Here is a 21,709-nt window from a genome sequence, read left to right on the forward strand (position 1 = left end):
ACGTAAAAGTAATCATAAGTTAACTCGCAATGATCTTTATCATTGCTCGTTAGTCCAAAATTTCAGTGCCTGAGGAACCCAACCGTGCCTGACATGAAGCTCTTCGCTGGTAACGCAACACCTGAGTTAGCTCAAAAAGTTGCAAAACGTTTATATATTGAATTAGGCGATGCTGTTGTTGGCCGTTTTAGCGACGGTGAGATCAGTGTTCAAATAAATGAAAATGTTCGTGGCTCGGATGTTTTTATCTTGCAATCAACCTGTGCCCCTACAAACGATAACCTTATGGAACTTATCGTTATGGTTGATGCCCTACGTCGTGCGTCTGCAGGTCGTATTACTGCCGTCATTCCTTATTTTGGTTATGCCCGTCAAGATCGTCGTGTACGTTCTGCTCGAGTACCAATTACAGCAAAAGTTGTTGCCGATTTCTTATCAAGCGTAGGCGTTGACCGTGTTCTTACGGTTGATTTACATGCTGAACAAATCCAAGGCTTCTTTGATGTACCTGTTGATAACGTATTTGGCAGCCCAGTATTGCTTGAAGATATGAAAGCTCGTCATTTTGAAGATGTTGTTGTTGTATCTCCAGATATTGGTGGTGTTGTACGTGCTCGCGCAATTGCAAAACTTCTAAACGACACTGATTTAGCTATTATTGATAAACGTCGCCCTCAAGCGAACGTTTCACAAGTAATGCATATTATTGGTGATGTTGAAGGCCGTGATTGTATTATCGTTGATGATATGATTGATACCGGTGGTACGTTATGTAAAGCTGCTGAAGCACTTAAAGAACATGGCGCTAAGCGTGTATTTGCTTACGCTACGCACCCTATTCTTTCTGGTCAAGCGGCTGAAAATTTGCGTAATTCGGTTATCGATGAAGTAATCGTAACTGATTCAATTCCGTTATCTGAAGAACTAAAAGCACTTGATATAGTAAAAGTACTAACGTTAGCAGATATGTTAGCAGAGACTATTCGTCGTATTAGTAACGAAGAATCTATTTCAGCGATGTTTGAACATTAAAGTTAAACATTTTTGAATATAAAAGCGCCTTTTGGCGCTTTTTTTGTGGACTGTGTATATTTTACAAGTTCGCAGTGGTATGATAGCGCGCCTTTTGGCTGGGGTCCTTGGTCGCAAAGGCCCCACACTTATAATTATTGGAGACATTATGTCTAACAAAACTTACACTTATGACGCTGAACTTCGCGTAGAAACTGGTACTGGTGCGAGCCGCCGCCTACGTCGCGAAGACAAAGTTCCTGCAATCCTTTACGGAGCTGATAAAGAAGCCCTATCTCTTACTTTTGCTCATAAAGATATGATCAAAGCACAAGAAGACGAAGGTTTTTACACGCATATCCTTACGCTTAACGTAGATGGCGAAGCTGTTGAAGTAATCTTAAAAGATATTCAACGTCACCCATTCAAGCCTAAGCTTACTCACCTTGATTTCCAACGTGTAGATGCTACTCATAAATTTCAAACTAAAGTTCCTCTACACTTCATCGGTGAAGAGATTGTAACTAAAGCTGGCGCAACTGTTGTTCACCAGTTAACTGAAGTTGAAATTACGTGTCTTCCAAAAGCACTTCCAGAATTCATCGAAGTAGATGTTTCTAAGTTTGTTGTTGGCGATTCAGTTCATATCTCAGACCTTACTTTCCCTAAAGGCGTTAGCTCTGTAGATTTAGCTAAAGGCGAAGGCCATGATCAGTCTATCCTGACTATCAAAGCAAACAAAGCAGCTCCAGTTGAAGACGACGCTGCAGCAGCAGAATAATTTTTAAGGTCTCGCAACCTTGAATTCTATTCAAATGCTTGTGGGCCTGGCTAATCCAGGCCCCGAATACGCAAACACACGCCACAATGCAGGTGCTTGGTTCATCGAGCAAATCGCTGCACGCTATAACTGCACTCTAAAACACGATCCTAAATATCACGGCCTTACAGGCAAAGTGATCATTCAAGGCCAAGAATTCAAATTATTGATCCCCACTACTTACATGAATTTAAGTGGTAAAGCGGTCGGTAGTTTAGCTAATTTTTTCAAAATCCCTGTCGAAAGCATTTTAGTTGCTCATGACGAATTGGATTTAGACCCAGGCGTTGCCAAATTAAAAAAAGGCGGCGGGCATGGCGGTCATAATGGCTTAAAAGACATTATTGCAAAAATGGCAAATCAAAAAGACTTTATGCGCTTGCGCATTGGTGTAGGTCATCCGGGGCATCGTGAAATGGTAACTGGTTGGGTGCTTGGAAAAGCGGCCAAAGAAGACCAAGAAAAAATGGATGCTGCTGTTGATGAAGCAGTTCGTTGCATGGAAATACTTGCAAAAGATGGTGTGTTAAAAGCACAAAACAGACTACATTCGTTTAAACCCTAGTAACTTGGGTCCAAGTACACCGTTTAAACGAATTCTAAACAAGGTATCTTACTATGGGTTTTAAATGTGGCATCGTTGGCTTGCCTAACGTTGGTAAATCAACGCTTTTCAATGCACTAACCAAAGCGGGTATTGAAGCCGCTAACTTTCCTTTTTGTACCATTGAACCTAATACAGGTGTGGTGCCGGTGCCAGATCCTCGCTTAGACGAACTTGCTAAAATTGTTAACCCGCAACGAGTTCTTACCACGAGTATGGAATTTGTAGATATTGCCGGTTTAGTTAAAGGCGCATCCAAAGGTGAAGGCCTTGGTAATCAGTTTTTAGCTAATATTCGTGAGACTGATGCAATTGGCCACGTAGTTCGCTGTTTTGAAGATGAAAACATCATCCACGTAGCAGGCACTATTGACCCTGCTGACGATATTGATGTAATCAACACTGAGTTAGTACTTGCTGATATGGATAGCGCTGAAAAAGCCCTTTTCCGTAATGCAAAAAAAGCAAAAGGTGGCGATAAAGATGCTAAAGAGCAAAATGCTGTACTTGAAAAAGTAAAAGTGCATCTTGACGAAGGCTTAACTTTACGTGCTTTAGTATTAACTAAAGAAGAAAAAGCAGCAATCAGCTCTATAAACTTTTTAACTATCAAACCAACAATGTATATTGCAAATGTTGCTGAAGATGGTTTTGAAAATAACCCATACCTTGACCGTGTTCTTGCTATAGCTGCTGCTGAAGATGCGATTGTTGTTCCTGTATGTGCCGCTATCGAATCTGAGCTTTCAGAATTAGATGACGAAGACAAGCTTGAGTTTATGGCTGATCTTGGTCTAGAAGAGCCAGGTCTTAACCTTGTTATTCGTGGTGGTTATGAATTACTACAATTACAAACTTACTTCACAGCTGGCGTAAAAGAAGTACGCGCATGGACAATCCCTGTCGGTGCAACTGCACCACAAGCAGCGGGTAAAATCCATACCGACTTCGAGCGTGGCTTTATCCGTGCGCAAACGATTGCTTTTGACGACTTTGTTGCTTTTAAAGGCGAAAGCGGTGCAAAAGAAGCTGGTAAGATGCGTCAAGAAGGTAAAGAGTACATTGTTAAAGATGGCGATGTAATGAACTTCTTGTTTAACGTATAAATAAAATTAAACCCATTTAGATGGGAATTAATTTTTAAAGGCTCGTGTTTACGAGCCTTTTTTGTATCAGCTAAATACAACAGCCACTCAGCATAACCCCCTCCACTGCATTAGCAAAGCACCTAAAAGCGTGTTTATACCAACCTGTATAAGTATAGGAGCTATTTAACCTGAACTCTGGATAATAAATCTATCTCGAGCAACTATTTTCAGTGCTAACTGCGTTGAATTTACTTGCAATAGGCCAGCTACTGACGCGTAAATTCGCCTTGTTTTCACTGAAAATATCTGGCTAGAGAAAATAAATTTAAATATCACCATGATCCAATACGTTAGTAAATCTCTTAACCAGAGTTCAGGTTATTTAACGATAAGAAATAACCCATTAATGAGGCTAAAATTTTGAATAACGTTATCATGTGCTCCAAAGGGCAGCACATGTTTGGCATTAATACTGCGTTATAACGTATTAATGCCAAACATCACAGGCACAGTCTTACATAAAACCAAACACACTACAGCCAAATTTAACCACCAAAGATAAACAGGCCCTAAGTTCTCTTAATGCGTGTACGCGCATTATGATCAAACAAGTTTAAGTTTAAATTTAAATCATTAAAAACCAACCATCTCGAATGTTAAAAGGCACTAGTTGCTAATTTCTCTACTTTGGTTATGAGGCTGAATTAAAAAATTTCAGAATAAACGAGATGTTGAACTTTAAAGGGTGTTAAAAAAACAGCATTTTTATTAAAATTTAGCCGGTTAGCTTAATTTTCCTGCAAACAAACACAGTTAAGTGTTTTTTTGCAAAAAAGGTGTTGACGAATTTGGGTCATATCAGCATAATACGCCCCGCACTCAGCGATGAAGTGCTAACAAAAAAGATGGCTAAGTAGCTCAGCTGGTTAGAGCACATCACTCATAATGATGGGGTCACAGGTTCAAATCCCGTCTTAGCCACCATATTTTTTGTTGCTCAATGAAGAGTTTAAAATAACTACCTTGTGTGCGGGAGTGGCGGAATTGGTAGACGCGCTGGATTTAGGTTCCAGTATCTTAGGATGTGAGAGTTCAAGTCTCTCCTTCCGCACCATAATTCTTGATAAGAATTAAAACTATCAATTGTTATTGTTGGGATATCGCCAAGCGGTAAGGCACCAGGTTTTGATCCTGGCATTCCCAGGTTCAAATCCTGGTATCCCAGCCAACAATGGCTAAGTAGCTCAGCTGGTTAGAGCACATCACTCATAATGATGGGGTCACAGGTTCAAATCCCGTCTTAGCCACCATTTCTTTTTTAGAAGTGGCTCTGCAAGAGTTAAATTGCACTCAATGAAGAGTTTAAAATAACTACCATTTCTTTGATTAATTCAAAGTGATATGCGGGAGTGGCGGAATTGGTAGACGCGCTGGATTTAGGTTCCAGTAACTTAGGTTGTGAGAGTTCAAGTCTCTCTTTCCGCACCATGTTCTTGATAGGAACTCAAATTATCAAATATTCTTAGTTGGGATATCGCCAAGCGGTAAGGCACCAGGTTTTGATCCTGGCATTCCCAGGTTCAAATCCTGGTATCCCAGCCAACTTCTTCTACCAAAGAAAGTTGGATATAAGAATTACTCTTGCTTAGAGTTTAAATTAGCAGACTAGTAATGCGGGAGTGGCGGAATTGGTAGACGCGCTGGATTTAGGTTCCAGTAACTTAGGTTGTGAGAGTTCAAGTCTCTCTTTCCGCACCATGTTCTTGATAGGAACTCAAATTATCAAATATTCTTAGTTGGGATATCGCCAAGCGGTAAGGCACCAGGTTTTGATCCTGGCATTCCCAGGTTCAAATCCTGGTATCCCAGCCAACTTCTTCTACCAAGGAAAGTTGGATATAAGAATCACTCTAGCTTAGAGTTAAAATTAGCAAATTAGTGATGCGGGAGTGGCGGAATTGGTAGACGCGCTGGATTTAGGTTCCAGTAACTTAGGTTGTGAGAGTTCAAGTCTCTCCTTCCGCACCATGTTCTTATTAAGAACTAAAATTAATTCAAATTTATAGTTGGGATATCGCCAAGCGGTAAGGCACCAGGTTTTGATCCTGGCATTCCCAGGTTCAAATCCTGGTATCCCAGCCAATTTGTTAAACAATTTTATACCTCCTCATAAAAATATTTTTTAATAAAATCATCAATACTAATTGGCTTACTATAATAATATCCTTGTAAATAATCACAATTCATTGATATTAGCGCTTCTTGTAAATATTCATTTTCAATCCCTTCTGCAACAACCTTGCAGTTAAGTCTATTAGCTAAAAATAACGTTGATTCAACAATCGCGTAATCTGCAATCTGTGTCAGCATCTCTTTAATAAACGACTGATCTATTTTTATTTGGCTAATTGGTAATTCTCTTAAGAGTGATAACGAAGAAAACCCAGTACCAAAGTCATCAATACTAAACTCAAAACCATGTGCATTTAGTTTGTACATCATACTGCGTGCTGTATCTATATTAGTCATCATTGCACCTTCTGTAATTTCAAACATAATAAAATCACTTAAAGTCGGATCTAAATTAATTAACGGCTCTATAAATTCATAAAAGTCTAAGCTCTCTAAGTCCCTTGTTGAAAGGTTGACATGTAACGAGCCTTTAAACCCTGCTTTTTTGAGTTTTTTTAAATGCTGGATTGTTTCTAACACCACCCATTTTGATATAGCTAAAATTTGCCCCGTTTGCTCCGCCGTTTTTATAAATATATCAGGGCCAATGAACGTGCCATCATTTTGTGGCCAGCGAATTAATACCTCTGCGCCATGCATATCATCGTGTTTTGAAGCAAAGATGGGTTGTAAAAAAAGCTCGAACTCTTGGTTTTTTAATGCTCTTTTAATTTTTGTCGACATATTAAACAAATCGTCTGCTCGTGCACTCAAATCGCTGAAATAATTAACAACCTGTTGCTGTGTTTTTTTTGCTTCATGAAGAGCTAAATCGGCTTGCTTAAATAACTCATTTGTCTGCATGCTGTCTTTTGGGTAGTCGCTCACTCCTATTTTTAAGTAAACTCGTATACTTTGCTCATGAATAGAAAACGGGTTTGCTATAGCGTCGTTAATTAAGCGTATGCAGTTAATATAAGCGTGTTGAGAAACCGCATTTAATACCACAGCAAACTCGTCGCCACCTATTCGATACAATTTAGCAAATTCAGATAAATACTGGCTAAGGACTTTAGAAAACAAGCATAATAACGAGTCACCAAAGCTATTACCATAAGCATCGTTAACGCGTTTAAAGTTACTCAAATCGATCAGTAATAAAATGAAAGGTTCGTTGCATTCTATTTTTTTATTAACAACTTTAAAAAACTTTTTCCGATTAGGAAGGTTTGTTAGGCTATCGTGCTCTGCTAAAAAACGCTGATGTTCAGCAGAGCGTTCAATTTCTAAAATGCTTTTTAGACTTAGCCGAATAACCAAATAAACAAATGCACCACCTCCTAATAAAATAACCGAGACGCTTAACGCTATAGATTGATTAACATCATTATTAACAAAGTAATAAAGTACCCACCAGTAGCCAAAAATAAAGCACACAATAAAAACAAGTAATAAACCCCAAGCAAATCTATTTGTTTTTGTGCATATTTTTAAGGCCGGCTTTATGCTTACAGCTAAAAGTAACACTCCTACTGAAATCATAAAAATAAATAAATTGTCCACACACACTCTTTTAATACGCTTTGTTATCTATTTATTATGGCTAATAAAACAGATAACGGAATAAAATACATAAAAAATGTGGGGGATATCAAGGAGAAACTAAGCGCTGTTGTGCTTTTAGGATTGGAATTTTTTCTATCTTGAAGAATCTAATCGCGCCGTAAGATTTGTAATCGAAAGGGCTTAGTAACTGCTCCTGCGTTATTCTTATATCAATCTGCTTATATATGGGGTCTATTTAACGTTTAGAAAATTACAGATTTATGCAAGTTGGTATTAATGCTTACGTCCCTGTAAGCATTAATCGGCTCACTGTTCATGAGCAATTAATTGTATCTATCGTTGAGCATGCTTTATTAGGGTCTGTTGATCTTTGCGGATTAAAATTTGTTCAAACTAGGGGCTATTTAATCGCGGCGCGAGGTTTGTAATCGAGTGGGCTAAGTAAAAACCGAGCAACAAAGAGTAAATAGCCCCTAGGAAGAACCCTTTGGGCAGCGCCTGTTTGGCATTAATGCTACGTTATCGCCCATTTATGGGGAATAACCACACTACATAGGCTCTGCCTTGCCTAAATACCAAACAGACTGCTGCAAATTTAACCTTGAAAGATCAACAGACCCTAGCCAATTTCACCACTAATGGCGTATTTTAAAACCCAATTTTTTATCGGTCCGGTATTATTAGCCATTTTTAAAAACTGGCTACGTGCCCATTTAAGTGGCGTAATTTGATTAGAAAACCCAAAGTAACACGCATCCATCATGCTCATCATTAATAAATTAGCCCTACGGCGAGCTCGTTCGTATTCTTTAAGTTTTAGCGGGCAACCTATATCTCCTGCTTCATTTAAAGCCTCAGCAAGTGCCACTACGTCCTGAAAACCTAAATTAACGCCCTGCCCTGCAAGTGGGTTAATTGTATGTGCCGCATCGCCCACTAAAACCAAGCGCCCTTGCGAATAATTGTTTGCATGTTGTCGAGTAAGCGGAAATATCGCATGGCTTTGTACTTCAAAATCCCCAGCAAGCTCAGGGAATTTACTCAATATGTGGGTTTTCAACTGAGCTGAGTTTAGCCCTTTAAACGCTTGCAGTGTGTTGGCATCGTCGTACCAAATTAAATTAGCGTATGGTGCCTGCATTGGTAAAAAGGCTAACGGCCCACTTGGCGTAAACTGTTGCCATGTTTTAATTTGTTGCGGTGCATCGAGTTTAATTAACACCCCCATGCAATGCTGCTGATACTCCCAGCCAGTCATACCTATATTTGCTTTGCTTCGAAGTTGCGACTGCCCGCCATCGGCTGCAATCACTAAATCGGCTGTATAACTCTGCTTGTCATAAATAAGCGTAATTAAATCTGCCGTTTGCTCTATTTTGGTTATTGGTGCTGCTTGCTCTATAACCTCGATATTATATTGTGAAAATTGCTGCCACAAACTCGCTTGAATTAAATTATTTTCAATCAAGTGGCCTAAATGGGTCGTATTTATATCGGCGCAATCAAATAACAAATTGTCGCCACCGCGCTCAAATGCTTCTAATTGTTGATAAGGCGCTATGCGGTTTTGCCTTAAAAGCGCCATTGCCCCTAATTCATCAAGTAAATTTTCTGAAAAACGATTAATAGCCGACACTCTAATATCCACCTTATCGCTACTAAGAATTTGCGATGGGTCTATTAGGTGTTTTTCAATTATACGTACGCCAAAGCCTTGCTGAGCCAACTTTATCGCCATAGCCGCGCCAACCATGCCCCCGCCAACCACTATCACATTATTTTTGGTCATGTTTTTCATCATTTTATTATTACTTGAGTCTGTTTTGATTGTATCAAAATTAATTTGTTTTATACCAGAGGATATCCCTAACAGCTGATTAAACTCGCCCTGTATTGATTTGAGATCACAAACATGAAAACTATACTTGGATCTGGGCGGGTATCCAGCTAAAATACGCGTCCTTTAAGTGAGCATGCTTGCTCCTTAATCCTGTTTTAAGCACATTTTTGTGCCACTATCGAATTGAACACGAGGCTATATTTCAATGAGTAAAAAGCTGCATATTAAAACCTGGGGTTGTCAGATGAACGAATACGACTCTCAGAAAATGGCTGAACTTTTAGATGCGACCAACGGCTATCAGCTAACTGACGATGCAACAGATGCCGACGTAATCTTACTCAACACCTGTTCAATTCGTGAAAAAGCACAAGAAAAAGTATTTCACCAATTAGGCCGTTGGAAGTTGTTAAAAGACGACAAGCCAGACTTAATAATTGGTGTAGGTGGTTGTGTTGCCTCACAAGAAGGTGACTCTATTCGCCAACGCGCCCCGTTTGTAGATGTTATTTTTGGCCCGCAAACGCTACACCGTTTACCAGAAATGATTAAACAAGTGCAAGGCGATAAAGGCTCATCGGTTGTTGATATTTCATTCCCAGAGATTGAAAAGTTTGACCGCCTGCCAGAGCCAAAAGCGGATGGCCCATCTGCCTTTGTATCAATAATGGAAGGCTGTTCTAAATACTGTACTTTTTGTGTTGTACCGTATACTCGCGGCGAAGAAGTTAGCCGCCCAGTCGATGACGTATTACTTGAAATTGCACAGCTTGCTGAGCAAAACGTACGTGAAGTAAACCTGCTAGGTCAAAACGTAAACGCCTACCGCGGGGACACGCACGATGGCGAAATATGTTATTTCTCAGATTTAATTCGTTTAATAGCTGCTATTGATGGTATTGACCGCATTCGTTACACCACATCGCATCCGGTAGAATTTACGCCAGACATCATTGACGTTTACGCCGATGTACCTGAGCTTGTAGATCATTTACACCTACCAGTACAAAGTGGTTCAGACCGTATATTAAACTTAATGAAACGTGGCCATACGGCAATTGAATACAAATCGACAATTCGTAAGTTACGCAAAATTCGCCCTAACTTAAGCATGTCGTCAGATTTCATTATTGGTTTCCCAGGCGAAAGTAAAGAAGACTTTGAAGCAACTATGAAGCTTATTAGCGACATTGGTTTTGATATGAGCTTTAGCTTTATTTACAGTGCACGCCCAGGTACACCAGCGGCAGATTTGCCAGATGATGTAACAGAGCAAGAGAAAAAAGAACGCTTATACTTATTACAAAATCGTATTACACAAATGGCGCAACAAATTAGCCGTCAAATGTTCGATACAGAGCAACGTATACTTGTTGAAGGTCCTTCAAAAAAGAACCCAATGGAATTACGTGGCCGTACCGAAAACAACCGTGTAGTAAATTTTGTTGGCCCGCACACGGTGATCGGACAGTTTGTTGACGTACGTATTACCGAAGCACTACCTAACTCTTTACGTGGTGACTTAATTCGTACAGAATCAGAAATGAACTTACGACGTGAAATCGCGCCTTCAGCTATTTTAACTAAAGCTGCAGCTGCAGAGCCAAAACCAGACACTGTTAACGAAATTGGCGTAGCTACTTTCGTTCCTTAGTCAAAATTATTAGCGCCAGTTAACACTGGCGCAGTACGATAGGAAGCAATTTTGAGTAATCAGTTAAAAACATTAGAGATTTATTTAGAACCTGCCGATAACAAACGCCTTTCTTCTTTATGTGGCCCGTTTGACGAAAACATCAAACAAATTGAACGCCAACTAACTGTTGAAATAATTCACCGTGACAACTTTTTTAAAGTAACCGGTAAACTACACAACTGCGCCGGCGCTGTAGAAATCTTAAAAAACCTTTATGTTGATACTCAGCCAGTGCGTGGTATTTTAGGCGAAATAGAACCCGATGCCGTTCATTTAGCTATTACCGAATCAAAAGCCCTAGAGCAAGATGCATCAAGCAGCGCTTACGGCAAAGAAATGGTGATTAAAACGCGCCGTGGTGTTATTAAACCACGTAACGATAACCAAGGTGTTTATGTGGCTAATATTTTAAACCACGACATTACCTTTGGTATTGGCCCTGCTGGTACTGGTAAAACCTACCTTGCCGTTGCTGCCGCCGTTGACGCCCTAGAGCGCCAAGAAATTCGCCGCATATTATTAACGCGCCCCGCTGTAGAGGCAGGCGAAAAGCTTGGCTTTTTACCTGGTGACTTAAGCCAAAAAATAGACCCATATCTGCGCCCGCTTTACGACGCTTTGTTTGAAATGCTAGGTTTTGAAAAAGTAGAAAAACTCATCGAAAAAAATATTATTGAAGTCGCACCGCTTGCTTACATGCGCGGACGTACTTTAAACGATGCCTTTATTATTTTAGATGAAAGCCAAAATACCACCGCCGAGCAAATGAAAATGTTTTTAACCCGTATCGGGTTTAACTCAAAAGCGGTTATTACGGGTGATATAACACAAGTCGATTTACCTCGTGGTACGCGCTCAGGCCTTCGCCATGCAATTGAAGTGCTTGATGGTGTAAACGAAATTAGCTTTAACTACTTTAAGGCTCACGATGTAGTACGCCACCCTGTTGTAGCGCGCATAGTTGAAGCCTACGAGCGTAACGACGAAAGCGAGCGACTAAAGCGCATTGAAAAGCAAAATGCAAAAGACGCACTTGCCGCTCAACAACTGTCTACAAAAGAGTAATGCCTTGACAACAGAACTTGATTTACAAATAGCCTGTGAGTTTGACAACCTCCCAAGCGAAGCACAATTTGCACTGTGGGCCGACAAAGCCCTTAGCCAATACCGTGACGAGTCAGAGCTCAGCATCGTTATTAGCGACGAAGCGCAATCGCAACAACTTAATAACGACTATCGCGGTAAAAACAAACCGACCAACGTATTGTCGTTCGAATTTGAAGCACCACCGGGAATCGATATTCCCTTGGTTGGTGATTTAATTATTTGCCCAGCCATTGTATTAGCTGAAGCAATTGAGCAAGAGAAGTCATTTCATGATCACTTTGCGCATATGGTTATTCATGGATGCTTGCATTTACTTGGATTTGACCATATAAAGAGTGAAGATGCTTTTGAGATGGAAAGCATCGAAAAGCAATTACTTGCAGAGCTAAACATAGCAGACCCATATCGGGACGATATTTAAATTAACGGAGCAATTAGACGCAATGAGCGACGGTAACTCGCAATCTAGCCAGGGTTCTTCTGGCAAAACGTGGTTGGGCAGAATAGCTCAAATGTTGCAAGGGGAACCCCAGAATAGAGAAGAGCTGGTCGAAGTAATTGCCGATGCGCAAGAACGAGACGTAATCGATCCAGAAACAAAAGAGATGATAGAAGGTGTGCTTGGTGTTTCCAAGCTTAAAGTGCGAGACATTATGGTTCCGCGCTCACAAATGATCACTCTTGAGATCGACAGCCCGCTTGAAGAGCTAATTCCAATGATGGTCGATTCAACTCACTCACGCTTTCCGGTGGTGATTGAAGACAAAGACCATGTAGAAGGGATTTTACTTGCTAAAGATCTATTACCACTGATCTTAAATAAAGACGAGCTACTCCCTTCGCTGCGTGATTATTTACGTCCAGCTATGGTAGTGCCTGAAAGTAAACGTGTTGATACACTGCTTAACGAGTTTCGTCAGCAACGATACCATATGGCGATTGTAATTGATGAGTACGGCGGCGTATCGGGTTTAGTGACCATTGAAGATATTCTTGAAATAATTGTTGGCGAAATAGAAGATGAGCACGACGAAGAAGAAGATCAACAAGATATTCGTCGCCTCGCTAAACATGTTCACGTTGTACAAGCACTTACGCCTGTTGATGACTTTAACGAGCATTTTAAAACAGGTTACAGTACCGATGAAGCAGATACCATAGGTGGCACTGTACTGCATGCCTTTGGTCATATGCCAAGTCGTGGTGAAACAATTGACATAGAAGGTTACCAATTTAAAGTAACCAACGCCGACAATCGCCGTATATTGCAACTGCAAGTCACCGTTCCTAAGGCTGATGATCACGACAGTGAAGAAACTGCTAACTAGACTTACCCTACTAGCAAAAGATAAAAAAGCATGGCTCGCATTTATTGCGGGCCTTGTTTTAACTTTTGGCTATGCCCCTTTTGAAATTTGGCCCATTGTATTTTTAAGCCTTGCTGCCATAATTTTTTGCGTTAATCCTAATAATACCGGTAAAGCACACGCAAAAACCGCTGCTAAATATGGTTTTATATTTGGCCTAGGCTGGTTTGGCGCGGGCATTAGCTGGGTACATGTATCTATTGCTACCTTTGGCGGCATGCCCCTTATAGCATCACTGTCGTTAATGGCCTTGCTGTGTTCATACTTAGCGTTATTTCCAGCACTCGCCTTTTATTTAGCGTCTCGCCTTGCCAGCGGTCCGAAAAGTTTTGGTGCGCTGCTTATTACCAGTTTTGCGATTAGCGAATATTTACGTAGTACACTGCTCACTGGTTTCCCGTGGTTAAGTTTTGGCTATACACAAACTGACGGACCACTTAGGCTATTAGCCTCTTATATTGGCGAGTTTGGCCTGACTCTTGTGTGTATTATCATTGGTTTTGCGCTTTATCGTGCAACTCAAAAAGATTTTAAAACCCCTGTAGTTACCGCGATTACCTTTGCCCTTATTTTTACAGCAGCACTTACCACAGGGTCGGTGCAATATTCAGGTAAAAGCATGTCGACTTTACTGGTGCAAGGTAATATAAAACAACACCTGCGCTTTGAGCCAAGTGAGTTTTGGACCACCATGAGCAAATACCAAGACATGACGCGTCCACATTGGGATGCCGACTTAATAGTCTGGCCAGAAGCCGCAGTGCCTGAAATAGAAATGCTTGCTGACTCCTACCTAGCAGGACTCGACAGCGCCGCCTCGTTTAATAAAACCGCCCTTGTAACCGGCATTGTTGACTACCAGCGAGACACCAAAAACATATTCAATACGCTTATTGTGGTTGGTAATAAAGAACGCGGCGACGAGCACGGCCATTACCGCTACCTCGATAAAAACCGTTATCAAAAACACCAATTATTACCGATTGGCGAATTTGTGCCATTTCAAGACTTTTTGCGCCCTATTGCCCCATTATTCGATTTACCTATGTCGTCCTTTACGCGTGGCGACAAAGTGCAAAACAACTTGCGCGCCAATGGCTATAACTTACTCCCTGCTATTTGCTACGAAATAGTATTTGCCGACTTAGTACGCGGTAATTACAAAAGCGATTCCGACCTACTATTTACTGTCAGTAACGATGCTTGGTTTGGCGACTCTATTGGGCCTTTGCAACACATGCAAATAGCCCGCATGCGGGCGCTCGAACTACAACGCCCTCTAGTGCGCGTTACCAACAATGGGGTAAGCGCCGTATACGACCCCATAAGCCACACACAACAAACCATGCCTCAGTTTGAAGCTACTATATTAAAAGCCAACATTAAGCTTATACAAGGCGACAGCGTATACAGCCAATACGGCAACATGTTTGTGTGGGGATTTGTGGTGTTATTAGGGATTGGTGCATTTGGAGTTAGGTTAAGGAAGTAAATTGAAGTTTATAGTTGGGTTTCGCTTCGCTCTTCCCAACCTACGTCAATTTACTTTTTAATCCAACCTATACTTAAAATATAACGAATACCTTGTTCTATTTTTAATACTTGATGCTGCTCAATATCGGGCCTGAAAAGTTTAACTCGGCTGTAATTTATAATTGGATTTCCACAAATAAACTCACCACCTTTTGCGGCATGCTTCAACACAATATTGAGCCTAAAATGTCTGCCAGTTTTTACTTCATCGATATGCGGTTTTATTTCACTCCCTTGTGGGAATTTAATTAAGTATACATCAAATTTTAAAGGGAATAGTATGCGGCACAATAACATTTTATCGTAGCCCGACTCTTGTCGCCCTTGCTGCCAACTAAATAATTTTCTTGCCATAACTACACTTTCACTCGTTCTAAAAATCCTTTTTAAAATGTTAAAACCACTTAAACTTTAATTCTGCAGAGTGTACTCTGCTCGCCTGCGGTCTTAATAGATTGCAGTGAATATCAATATAGCTACTCTTATTTGGTTCTATAAATATGTCATCGCTTTTACTTAAACAATTACCAACAAATTTGCCGTTCTCATCAAATGTAGAAGCAATAACTCCACCAGCATATATGCTTTCGTTGGTTATATTTTTTAGCTCTGCAGTTATTCTTACACGCCCATTTTCTTTAAAAATATCAGAAAGAGTAAGTTTGTAATCATTACTTAAATCAGACGTGCTATCTAATACGTTATTAGAAACCAGCTCTTTAAATCCACTATCCACTTCAGCGGCTATTGTTAGCGCGTACACACTAATACCACCTAGAGTTGCAATTACAAACCCTACTCCCCAAAAAAAGCCTTTTATAATGTCATTGAAATTATTATTCATTTAATTCCCTTTTAATTTTTACCACTGAATTTCGTAAATACTATACCCAAAGTAACTCCTTTTCTCTTACCAAGTTTACAGGTTAAAGTTTACCGTTTTAATAAGCTTTTTAACCCATAATACCAACTAAGTGCGGCGGCTGTGCCATGAGTTTCATCTTCAAAGTAACGTTGATTTATAATTAGATTATCGCTTGAGTGTGCTTTTAACTTTTCAACAAATGCTAAACCCCATCGGTAATTTGTTTTACCAATTTCGCCAAACGCTTCGCCGTTATTTGCAAAGGTAAAATACACATTGCCTTTAAGCAGCTTATTTATTAGCTGCTTCTCATCAAAATAACGGTTTAGGAAGTTATTATCCCACAGGTAGGTTGCATCAATAATTAACCTGAGATCTGCTTAAGCGATAACTAATGCATTAAGCTCTACGTCAGTTAAATTAAGGTGTGGCTTATTTTCTTTAAAGCAATAAGCCACCAATCCAGCCACTAAATTCAACATAAAGCCGTTCATACTCCGATGTCTCGAATGTTCAATGAAGGATATATTCTTGAGTTGGTCATTAATTGTTTCGATTATAAAACGCTTTGAAAGCATCGCTCTATCCCATAATGACATCGCTTTTGCCTTCATATTTTTGCGAACCGTCGTAATGAGCTTTACCCCTTTATCGAGCAAATCCGCTTCTAAAGCCTTACTTAAATATCCTTTGTCACCGTATAATTTATCCGTCAGGCAGCTCGCTAATTCGCGGACTGGTTGAGTATCATGTACATTTCCTGTTGTCACTTTCGCAGCAACAATTTCACCATGATGATTAACGACTAAATGCAGCTTGAAGCCGTAAAACCATCCCATCGTTCCTTTACCTCGCTGGGCTATTCCATCAAAGGTTTTGTGTCTTGGAATACGAATATTGTGGCAGACCTTAATAGATGTAGAGTCAATGAATTCAACGCCTGTGGGTTTACCTTTAAGTGAAGTGAAATAGGCACACATTGGCACAATTACTCTCGGCATAACGGCTAGAAATCGTGTGTAACTGAGTAAGTTAGGAAATTCACTTTTGTACATAAGTGATACATAACCAAGGTAGTAGTTTTTGAAATCACGATGATGTGACATGTGAAAACTAATAACAATAGTCATAATTTCACTGGTCGTCATACGCCCTGCTCGCTGACGTTTTTGGGTGCCATCTTCGAGTAATTGTTTTTTCCATTGGGGTATAAATACTTTGCAAAAATCATCGACATCGCAAAACAATTCAACTAATTTAATCATGCCTGTTCCTTGTTTATCCAATCGTTCTTGGTCGAAAGATCGGATCTCGGAACAGGCATTTAGTTCAATTTCTTAAACGAGATTCAGGTTAATTAAGTAATCTGTAAATAGCGCATGGTTGGAAAGCAATACATAGCTGGCAAACAAACCACCAAAAGACTCGCCAATTAATACGCGTTTAGTTGATGTGCGGTAATTTTTATTAATCAGTGGAATCAGTTCTTTTTCAAAAAAGGCGCTGTAGTTTGCAGCGTTGCCAATATTTTCAAACTTTTCTAGAAGTTTACCGTTAAATATCCAATCAACATTGGTTGGGGTAAAGTCACGTTCTCTTATCGCATATTTACTATTAGGAATGGCTACTATAATTGCTTGTTGTATTTGCTGCTCTAGCCGTTCCGTACTAAGTGCCTCTACTAGCCCGGCGACAGCTTTTAGATGTGTTTGGTCACCATCGAGCAAGTAAATAACTGGGTATACTTTATTAGAATTTTCATTATAGCTTGGCGGTAAATAGACACTAAAGCTGCGTTGCTCATCTAAAATAATAGACTTAAGCTGGTGGGTTTTAGCTAAAATAATAGGCTCTGAGGCATTTACATTTACTGTAAAAAATAAATATAAAAATATTATTGATAAGACTTTCATACCTATCCTTGTATTAATAACAAACCAAGAAGAAACGTCTGGCTTTCTTTGAACAAGCAAAACACTGCTTTTATTGCTAAGCTACTCCTTAGTTCGTGACGCTAACTTTTTATATATTGCATCTTTATCGCGTTTACCAATTGCCAGTACATAAACCACAATTTCGTCATCAATAACTTCGTAAGCTAGGCGATATCCTGCCGTACGCAATTTTATTTTGTAAACATTATCGAAGCCGCGTAATTTAGAGGCTGGCACATGCGGATTATCTAAGCGCTCAATGAGCTTCTTTTTAAACTGGCTTTTAAGTGGAGGTGCAAGCTTCCCCCACTCCTTTAGTGCCGCAGGTAAAAACTTTAACTTATAAGTCATCTATACTAACTGCAATCGCTTGAGATAAATCGCCTCTGCGGCTCTGAACAACTTTCGTTAGTTCATAATCATCCAGTTGTTCCATTAGTAGCTCATACATTTGTGCAGGCACTAAGTAAGCTGCGGGCTTATTATGATTTAATATGGCTATTGCAGCACCATCTGCTTCATTCAAAAGCGCGGTTGGATTTTTTTTAAGCTCTGAAATACTTGCCGAACAATCAGCTAAAACCTGTCTCATAAAACACCTAAAAAGAACTAAATTAAGCTCTAATTTTAGACCTTTTTTTATTTTTAGCTATACTTTTTTATAATTTCGTCAGTTTTTGTTACTCTTTCACTGTATCTACAACGGTTTCAACATTTACAACTTGATTCAAGTTACCTTTAATAACCACTGTTGCTGATATTTTATCTTGAATGGCTTGTCTGTTTGGATCCCAGTATATCTGCAGGAACCCCAATAACCCCGTAGCAAAACCTGCGCCGTAGCCGCCGTAACGGCCAAAGCAATCGAGCAACCCTAATGCCTCACCATTTAAAGCAACAACACGGATATTGCATGCTTTTTTACCCGGTGTTTGGCCGCGCCAAAGTAAGGAGAACAACGTAAAGTAAACAGCAGCCCAGCCAAAGCCTAGTCCTAAATCTTCAATAATGCCTTTGCCCCACTGCAAAATACTATTTGTGGTTGTTTGTGCTGGTTTTTCTTCTATTGACTGTGCAGCCTTTATTTCGTTATTTTCACTGAGCACTAAGAGTTGTAAAAATACAGTAGCAAGTTGTGGGTTTTGTAGGTCATCCATTTCTGCTAACTTGGGAACTTGCCCAATTAAATTATCAAGTGCGTTTTGTTGGCAAGGTTGATCACAGCTTTCATCGGCTGTTTGCGTTAAATAAGCATTTACGCGTTGTTTTTCTGCGGGAGTAAGCTCAATTTCATCTTGTATTTTTACGCCCTGAACAGCCAAACTTTGATCTGCGTTATCGTCTTCTAGGTAATCTATGCCAATTGAAAGTACAGTAAGTGCGCTTACAAATAAAAAACCTGCTGCAAAAACTTTTAGGGCTCTGCGCCAAAACGATGACATTTTTGGAAGGTATTGCTGCGCAGTGCCTTTATAAAAAGCCATTGCAGCGACAAGTGCGATTAAAGCCGCGCTGAGTTTAGCGGCTAAAAATATCAGCGCTACATCAATTATTATCGCGAATGCGCGTCGTGTGGGTGTTGCTAAAGGCAAACCTAGTAAGGTCTGATCAATTTTAAAGGCGTATGGCGTAATAACCTCTCTAGTTTCAGAGCTCGATAATTGTAATTGCTCTATTTCTTTGGCTTTCATTTATATGCTTATTATTAAAATAGGTACTCGTACTAACTTACCCGTTTTTGATTTTTTGCTCAAGATTAAAAATTATAAAAAAATCACATGCTTATAATACTTTACAAACTTTAACAAACCAACAAATTACATTATTTACAATTATGTAAACTTTATCTATATTTACCGCCCCACATAGCATTTTTAGCTGTGTATTTAAATATATGGAGTATATTTTGAAGTTTATATTAAATTTATTTTTCTTGTTTTCGGTGGTTGTGTTGAGCGGTTGTGCTCACCAAATAAGTTTAAATCCCGATACAGAAAAACTACAAGTGACAGAAAAAAAATCAGCATCGATTGTAGGCTATTATATTTCTGAAGATGACATTAAAAAACAAGTAAAAACACCAGGCGGTGGTGGCGATAATGTTAGCTATAAGCCTTATAAAGACACAGAAGCGGCTTTGTATACCGTACTTTCAAATAAATTTGAAAACGTTTATAAAATCGAATCTTTAACCGATAGTGCTTTTTTAAAAGACAAGAATATAAAGTACGTATTTATTCCAACAATAACAACAAACTCTAGCTCAGATAGCTTATTTACATGGCCACCAACAGAGTTTACATTTACGCTAAATTGTAAAGCTTTAAATAATGATGGTGATATAGCGTGGAATAAGGAAGTTAAAGGTTTTGGTAAAGCTGAATTTGATGAATTTAAAAGCGATTTTTCTTTATCAGCAAAACGCGCAACAGAAGAAGCATTTAGCAAGTTAGTTGTAGAACTTGATAATTCAAATTTATAAAGGAATAAAAATGAAATTCAAAAGCTCATTTGGATTGATTGCTGCTTTGTTTCTAAGCGCATGTACTATACAAGTCCCACCTTACAATGCTGACATTAGCAATGTATCAAAATTAAAAGAAGTATCAAAGAATCCTATTTCTGTTGGTAAAATTGAATCAGAAAAAAAATTAAACAAAATATCGTTACGTGGTTCTCCTTTAATTTCCTCTGTGGGTACTAGCTACGGTGAGTATATTGAAAACGCTTTATTACAAGAATTAAAGCTTGCTAAGCTGTGGTCTGGTGTTGCAAAAAAACAAGTAACTGGAAAGCTAGTTGATCACGATATAGATGTGACTGGTTTTTCAAATGGTAGTGCATTTATAAAAGTTAACTTTGTTGTTTCAGAAGGAGATAGCATTTTATTCGAAAAAGTAGTGTCTGCTGAGCATACCTTTGATTCATCTATTATGGGTGCAATTGCAATTCCAAATGGTCAAAGAAGTTATGTGGCGTTAATTCAGAAACTACTTAAAAACTTATATTCTGATGAAAAATTTATTGAATCAATACAATAAAATACATAACATCTAACTAAAATAACTAATTTAAGTTCACAAGGAGCGGTATTATCTACCTCTCCTTTTTTATAATACACGCTAATTAGTATACCTACCATTGCTAAAAAAAATCACTCCAACCATGCTAACGTTATGTAAAAGAAGTAATCTGAATTCTGAATAATAAATCTATTTCAAACAGCTATTCTCAGCGCTAACTGCATTAAATTTACTCTAGAGAAAAACCCATATCCTTTAATAATGACTAAGTGGATGCGTAAACATAAATTAGTTTTGAAATAAGTGAACAAATAAAGTGCGAAGCCGTATATCTAACCTGAACGCTGAATAATAAACCTATTTCAAGCAGCTATTTTGTGCTAACTGCGCTGAGTTTACGTGCAATAGGTTCTCTATTGACGCGTAAACATGCCTTGTTTTCACTAAAAACCTCTGGCTAGAAAAACAAACTTAAATATAATTATGATTCAATATGTTAGTAAATCTCTTAACCCGAGTTCAGGTTAACTATTTAAATCAACTAGGAAAACTCTATGACCACTAAGCAACTTTCATCACTTTTTATATTTAACGCATTACTATTAAGCACTGAGGCCAATGCTGATCAACGCTGGTATGTTGTTAATGATTCTGTAATGGGGGGTATGTCTAATAGCCAAGTGGTTCAAACGCAAGACAGTTTAGTGTTTACGGGTAATGTATCGCTCGATAATAATGGGGGCTTTGCATCAATACGTACGGAGCTAAATACACAAAGTCAAAATACTAAAGGTATAACGCTGCGTGTTAAAGGTGATGGGCAAACTTATCAGCTCAGACTCAGGACCACAGATTATCTTGATGGTGCAGCGTACACACACTCATTTAAAACAGTAAAAAACGAGTGGGTAAATATTAATTTTATCCCGAGCGATTTTACGCTAACCTTTCGCGGAAGAGTGCTAGATCAACAACCTACTATTGATTTTAACGATATAAAACAGCTCGGCTTTATGATTGCAGGTAAGCAAGAAGGTAAATTTAAGCTTGAAGTGAGTAAAATTCAGTTTAGGCCCTAATCCA

General features: G+C 39.2%; 22 protein-coding genes and 10 tRNA genes. 22 read left to right on the forward strand and 10 right to left on the reverse strand.

Annotated elements, in window-relative coordinates:
* The first annotated feature begins 84 nt into the window (after nucleotides 1–84).
* From PALI_RS09370 to PALI_RS09435, 14 genes are all read left to right on the forward strand, one after another.
* Nucleotides 85–1,032 carry a ribose-phosphate pyrophosphokinase gene (locus tag PALI_RS09370; protein WP_077538386.1) on the forward strand — a complete coding sequence of 316 codons (948 nt, stop codon included), beginning with the start codon at nucleotides 85–87 and terminating at the stop codon, nucleotides 1,030–1,032.
* 148 nt (nucleotides 1,033–1,180) lie between these two features.
* The gene (locus PALI_RS09375) at nucleotides 1,181–1,792 is read left to right on the forward strand and encodes a 50S ribosomal protein L25/general stress protein Ctc (RefSeq protein ID WP_138584938.1); all 612 of its coding nucleotides are present in this window, start codon (nucleotides 1,181–1,183) and stop codon (nucleotides 1,790–1,792) included.
* A gap of 19 nt (nucleotides 1,793–1,811) precedes the next feature.
* Nucleotides 1,812–2,396 carry an aminoacyl-tRNA hydrolase gene (gene pth / locus PALI_RS09380; protein ID WP_138584937.1) on the forward strand — a complete coding sequence of 195 codons (585 nt, stop codon included), beginning with the start codon at nucleotides 1,812–1,814 and terminating at the stop codon, nucleotides 2,394–2,396.
* A gap of 53 nt (nucleotides 2,397–2,449) precedes the next feature.
* Complete coding sequence (ychF, locus tag PALI_RS09385) at nucleotides 2,450–3,541, forward strand: redox-regulated ATPase YchF (RefSeq protein ID WP_193155677.1); 1,092 nt, start codon at nucleotides 2,450–2,452, stop codon at nucleotides 3,539–3,541.
* 889 nt (nucleotides 3,542–4,430) lie between these two features.
* Nucleotides 4,431–4,507 (forward strand) — tRNA-Met (locus PALI_RS09390).
* A 45-nt stretch (nucleotides 4,508–4,552) separates the two neighbouring features.
* Nucleotides 4,553–4,637, forward strand: a tRNA-Leu gene (locus PALI_RS09395).
* Between the two features lie 39 nt (nucleotides 4,638–4,676).
* A tRNA-Gln gene (locus PALI_RS09400) sits at nucleotides 4,677–4,751 on the forward strand.
* Nucleotides 4,752–4,756: 5 nt separating this feature from the next.
* Nucleotides 4,757–4,833, forward strand: a tRNA-Met gene (locus PALI_RS09405).
* Between the two features lie 93 nt (nucleotides 4,834–4,926).
* Nucleotides 4,927–5,011, forward strand: a tRNA-Leu gene (locus tag PALI_RS09410).
* A 39-nt stretch (nucleotides 5,012–5,050) separates the two neighbouring features.
* Nucleotides 5,051–5,125 (forward strand) — tRNA-Gln (locus PALI_RS09415).
* A 71-nt stretch (nucleotides 5,126–5,196) separates the two neighbouring features.
* Nucleotides 5,197–5,281 (forward strand) — tRNA-Leu (locus tag PALI_RS09420).
* 39 nt (nucleotides 5,282–5,320) lie between these two features.
* Nucleotides 5,321–5,395, forward strand: a tRNA-Gln gene (locus PALI_RS09425).
* A 71-nt stretch (nucleotides 5,396–5,466) separates the two neighbouring features.
* A tRNA-Leu gene (locus tag PALI_RS09430) sits at nucleotides 5,467–5,551 on the forward strand.
* 39 nt (nucleotides 5,552–5,590) lie between these two features.
* A tRNA-Gln gene (locus PALI_RS09435) sits at nucleotides 5,591–5,665 on the forward strand.
* A 15-nt stretch (nucleotides 5,666–5,680) separates the two neighbouring features.
* On the opposite strand, the gene PALI_RS09440 is transcribed toward PALI_RS09435, so the two are convergent.
* Nucleotides 5,681–7,258, reverse strand: a complete 1,578-nt coding sequence (locus tag PALI_RS09440; RefSeq protein ID WP_193155678.1) for a putative bifunctional diguanylate cyclase/phosphodiesterase — start codon at nucleotides 7,256–7,258, stop codon at nucleotides 5,681–5,683.
* A gap of 622 nt (nucleotides 7,259–7,880) precedes the next feature.
* Nucleotides 7,881–9,050: an FAD-dependent monooxygenase gene (locus tag PALI_RS09445; RefSeq protein WP_226894527.1), complete on the reverse strand. Its 1,170-nt coding sequence runs from the start codon at nucleotides 9,048–9,050 to the stop codon at nucleotides 7,881–7,883.
* A gap of 256 nt (nucleotides 9,051–9,306) precedes the next feature.
* On the opposite strand from PALI_RS09445, the gene miaB reads away from it, so the two are divergent.
* Genes miaB through lnt form a run of 5 tightly spaced genes read left to right on the forward strand, consistent with a single transcriptional unit; the run spans nucleotide 9,307 to nucleotide 14,763 of the window.
* Nucleotides 9,307–10,755, forward strand: coding sequence for a tRNA (N6-isopentenyl adenosine(37)-C2)-methylthiotransferase MiaB (miaB, locus tag PALI_RS09450; RefSeq protein WP_024598305.1), 1,449 nt, complete (start codon nucleotides 9,307–9,309; stop codon nucleotides 10,753–10,755).
* 51 nt (nucleotides 10,756–10,806) lie between these two features.
* Nucleotides 10,807–11,862, forward strand: coding sequence for a PhoH family protein (locus PALI_RS09455; protein WP_193155680.1), 1,056 nt, complete (start codon nucleotides 10,807–10,809; stop codon nucleotides 11,860–11,862).
* Between the two features lie 4 nt (nucleotides 11,863–11,866).
* On the forward strand, nucleotides 11,867–12,325 hold the full coding sequence (ybeY, locus tag PALI_RS09460; protein WP_077538397.1) for an rRNA maturation RNase YbeY: 459 nt from the start codon (nucleotides 11,867–11,869) through the stop codon (nucleotides 12,323–12,325).
* Between the two features lie 22 nt (nucleotides 12,326–12,347).
* A complete protein-coding gene (gene corC, locus PALI_RS09465) occupies nucleotides 12,348–13,232 on the forward strand; it encodes a CNNM family magnesium/cobalt transport protein CorC (RefSeq protein WP_193155681.1) in 885 nt (294 codons plus the stop codon).
* Entirely contained in the window at nucleotides 13,213–14,763 is a 1,551-nt protein-coding gene (gene lnt, locus PALI_RS09470) for an apolipoprotein N-acyltransferase (protein WP_193155682.1), read from the forward strand. Before corC ends, lnt begins: the two co-directional genes overlap by 20 nt.
* 50 nt (nucleotides 14,764–14,813) lie before the next feature.
* On the opposite strand, the gene PALI_RS09475 is transcribed toward lnt, so the two are convergent.
* The 8 genes from PALI_RS09475 to PALI_RS09510 all read right to left on the reverse strand — a co-directional run bounded on the left by PALI_RS09475 (nucleotide 14,814) and on the right by PALI_RS09510 (nucleotide 19,294).
* Nucleotides 14,814–15,158 carry a 2OG-Fe(II) oxygenase gene (locus PALI_RS09475; protein WP_193155683.1) on the reverse strand — a complete coding sequence of 115 codons (345 nt, stop codon included), beginning with the start codon at nucleotides 15,156–15,158 and terminating at the stop codon, nucleotides 14,814–14,816.
* Nucleotides 15,159–15,198: 40 nt separating this feature from the next.
* Nucleotides 15,199–15,648 carry an ATPase gene (locus PALI_RS09480; RefSeq protein WP_193155684.1) on the reverse strand — a complete coding sequence of 150 codons (450 nt, stop codon included), beginning with the start codon at nucleotides 15,646–15,648 and terminating at the stop codon, nucleotides 15,199–15,201.
* An 89-nt stretch (nucleotides 15,649–15,737) separates the two neighbouring features.
* Nucleotides 15,738–15,944, reverse strand: coding sequence for a hypothetical protein (locus PALI_RS09485; protein WP_226894528.1), 207 nt, complete (start codon nucleotides 15,942–15,944; stop codon nucleotides 15,738–15,740).
* A gap of 105 nt (nucleotides 15,945–16,049) precedes the next feature.
* Nucleotides 16,050–16,934, reverse strand: a complete 885-nt coding sequence (locus tag PALI_RS09490; RefSeq protein ID WP_077538070.1) for an IS982 family transposase — start codon at nucleotides 16,932–16,934, stop codon at nucleotides 16,050–16,052.
* Between the two features lie 72 nt (nucleotides 16,935–17,006).
* On the reverse strand, nucleotides 17,007–17,582 hold the full coding sequence (locus tag PALI_RS09495) for an alpha/beta hydrolase (protein WP_226894529.1): 576 nt from the start codon (nucleotides 17,580–17,582) through the stop codon (nucleotides 17,007–17,009).
* 81 nt (nucleotides 17,583–17,663) lie between these two features.
* Nucleotides 17,664–17,954: a type II toxin-antitoxin system RelE family toxin gene (locus PALI_RS09500; protein ID WP_193155685.1), complete on the reverse strand. Its 291-nt coding sequence runs from the start codon at nucleotides 17,952–17,954 to the stop codon at nucleotides 17,664–17,666.
* The gene (locus tag PALI_RS09505; protein WP_193155686.1) at nucleotides 17,944–18,195 is read right to left on the reverse strand and encodes a type II toxin-antitoxin system Phd/YefM family antitoxin; all 252 of its coding nucleotides are present in this window, start codon (nucleotides 18,193–18,195) and stop codon (nucleotides 17,944–17,946) included. The genes PALI_RS09500 and PALI_RS09505 overlap by 11 nt, the downstream gene beginning before the upstream one ends.
* A gap of 88 nt (nucleotides 18,196–18,283) precedes the next feature.
* Nucleotides 18,284–19,294 carry an RDD family protein gene (locus tag PALI_RS09510; RefSeq protein WP_193155687.1) on the reverse strand — a complete coding sequence of 337 codons (1,011 nt, stop codon included), beginning with the start codon at nucleotides 19,292–19,294 and terminating at the stop codon, nucleotides 18,284–18,286.
* 215 nt (nucleotides 19,295–19,509) lie between these two features.
* Between PALI_RS09510 and PALI_RS09515 the strand changes: the two genes are divergently transcribed.
* The 3 genes from PALI_RS09515 to PALI_RS09525 all read left to right on the forward strand — a co-directional run bounded on the left by PALI_RS09515 (nucleotide 19,510) and on the right by PALI_RS09525 (nucleotide 21,705).
* A complete protein-coding gene (locus tag PALI_RS09515) occupies nucleotides 19,510–20,085 on the forward strand; it encodes a hypothetical protein (protein WP_077539072.1) in 576 nt (191 codons plus the stop codon).
* Between the two features lie 10 nt (nucleotides 20,086–20,095).
* Nucleotides 20,096–20,644 carry a hypothetical protein gene (locus PALI_RS09520; protein WP_193155688.1) on the forward strand — a complete coding sequence of 183 codons (549 nt, stop codon included), beginning with the start codon at nucleotides 20,096–20,098 and terminating at the stop codon, nucleotides 20,642–20,644.
* Between the two features lie 536 nt (nucleotides 20,645–21,180).
* Nucleotides 21,181–21,705 (forward strand): CIA30 family protein, encoded by a 525-nt coding sequence (locus PALI_RS09525; protein WP_193155689.1) that lies wholly within the window; start codon nucleotides 21,181–21,183, stop codon nucleotides 21,703–21,705.
* Nucleotides 21,706–21,709: the final 4 nt, after the last annotated feature.

The sequence above is a fragment of the Pseudoalteromonas aliena SW19 genome (genome assembly GCF_014905615.1).
GTDB classification, from domain to species: Bacteria; Pseudomonadota; Gammaproteobacteria; order Enterobacterales; family Alteromonadaceae; genus Pseudoalteromonas; species Pseudoalteromonas aliena.

Excerpts from the sequence above, each read along its gene's own strand:
- PALI_RS09475 (WP_193155683.1), bottom strand. The coding sequence starts at position 15,158 with ATGGCAAGAAAATTATTTAGTTGGCAGCAAGGGCGACAAGAGTCGGGC.
- corC (WP_193155681.1), top strand. The coding sequence starts at position 12,348 with ATGAGCGACGGTAACTCGCAATCTAGCCAGGGTTCTTCTGGCAAAACG.
- PALI_RS09445 (WP_226894527.1), bottom strand. The coding sequence starts at position 9,050 with ATGACCAAAAATAATGTGATAGTGGTTGGCGGGGGCATGGTTGGCGCG.
- ychF (WP_193155677.1), top strand. The coding sequence starts at position 2,450 with ATGGGTTTTAAATGTGGCATCGTTGGCTTGCCTAACGTTGGTAAATCA.
- PALI_RS09480 (WP_193155684.1), bottom strand. The coding sequence starts at position 15,648 with ATGAATAATAATTTCAATGACATTATAAAAGGCTTTTTTTGGGGAGTA.
- PALI_RS09510 (WP_193155687.1), bottom strand. The coding sequence starts at position 19,294 with ATGAAAGCCAAAGAAATAGAGCAATTACAATTATCGAGCTCTGAAACT.
- miaB (WP_024598305.1), top strand. The coding sequence starts at position 9,307 with ATGAGTAAAAAGCTGCATATTAAAACCTGGGGTTGTCAGATGAACGAA.
- PALI_RS09490 (WP_077538070.1), bottom strand. The coding sequence starts at position 16,934 with ATGATTAAATTAGTTGAATTGTTTTGCGATGTCGATGATTTTTGCAAA.
- PALI_RS09525 (WP_193155689.1), top strand. The coding sequence starts at position 21,181 with ATGACCACTAAGCAACTTTCATCACTTTTTATATTTAACGCATTACTA.
- PALI_RS09495 (WP_226894529.1), bottom strand. The coding sequence starts at position 17,582 with ATGAAAGTCTTATCAATAATATTTTTATATTTATTTTTTACAGTAAAT.
- PALI_RS09375 (WP_138584938.1), top strand. The coding sequence starts at position 1,181 with ATGTCTAACAAAACTTACACTTATGACGCTGAACTTCGCGTAGAAACT.
- PALI_RS09500 (WP_193155685.1), bottom strand. The coding sequence starts at position 17,954 with ATGACTTATAAGTTAAAGTTTTTACCTGCGGCACTAAAGGAGTGGGGG.
- PALI_RS09505 (WP_193155686.1), bottom strand. The coding sequence starts at position 18,195 with ATGAGACAGGTTTTAGCTGATTGTTCGGCAAGTATTTCAGAGCTTAAA.
- PALI_RS09520 (WP_193155688.1), top strand. The coding sequence starts at position 20,096 with ATGAAATTCAAAAGCTCATTTGGATTGATTGCTGCTTTGTTTCTAAGC.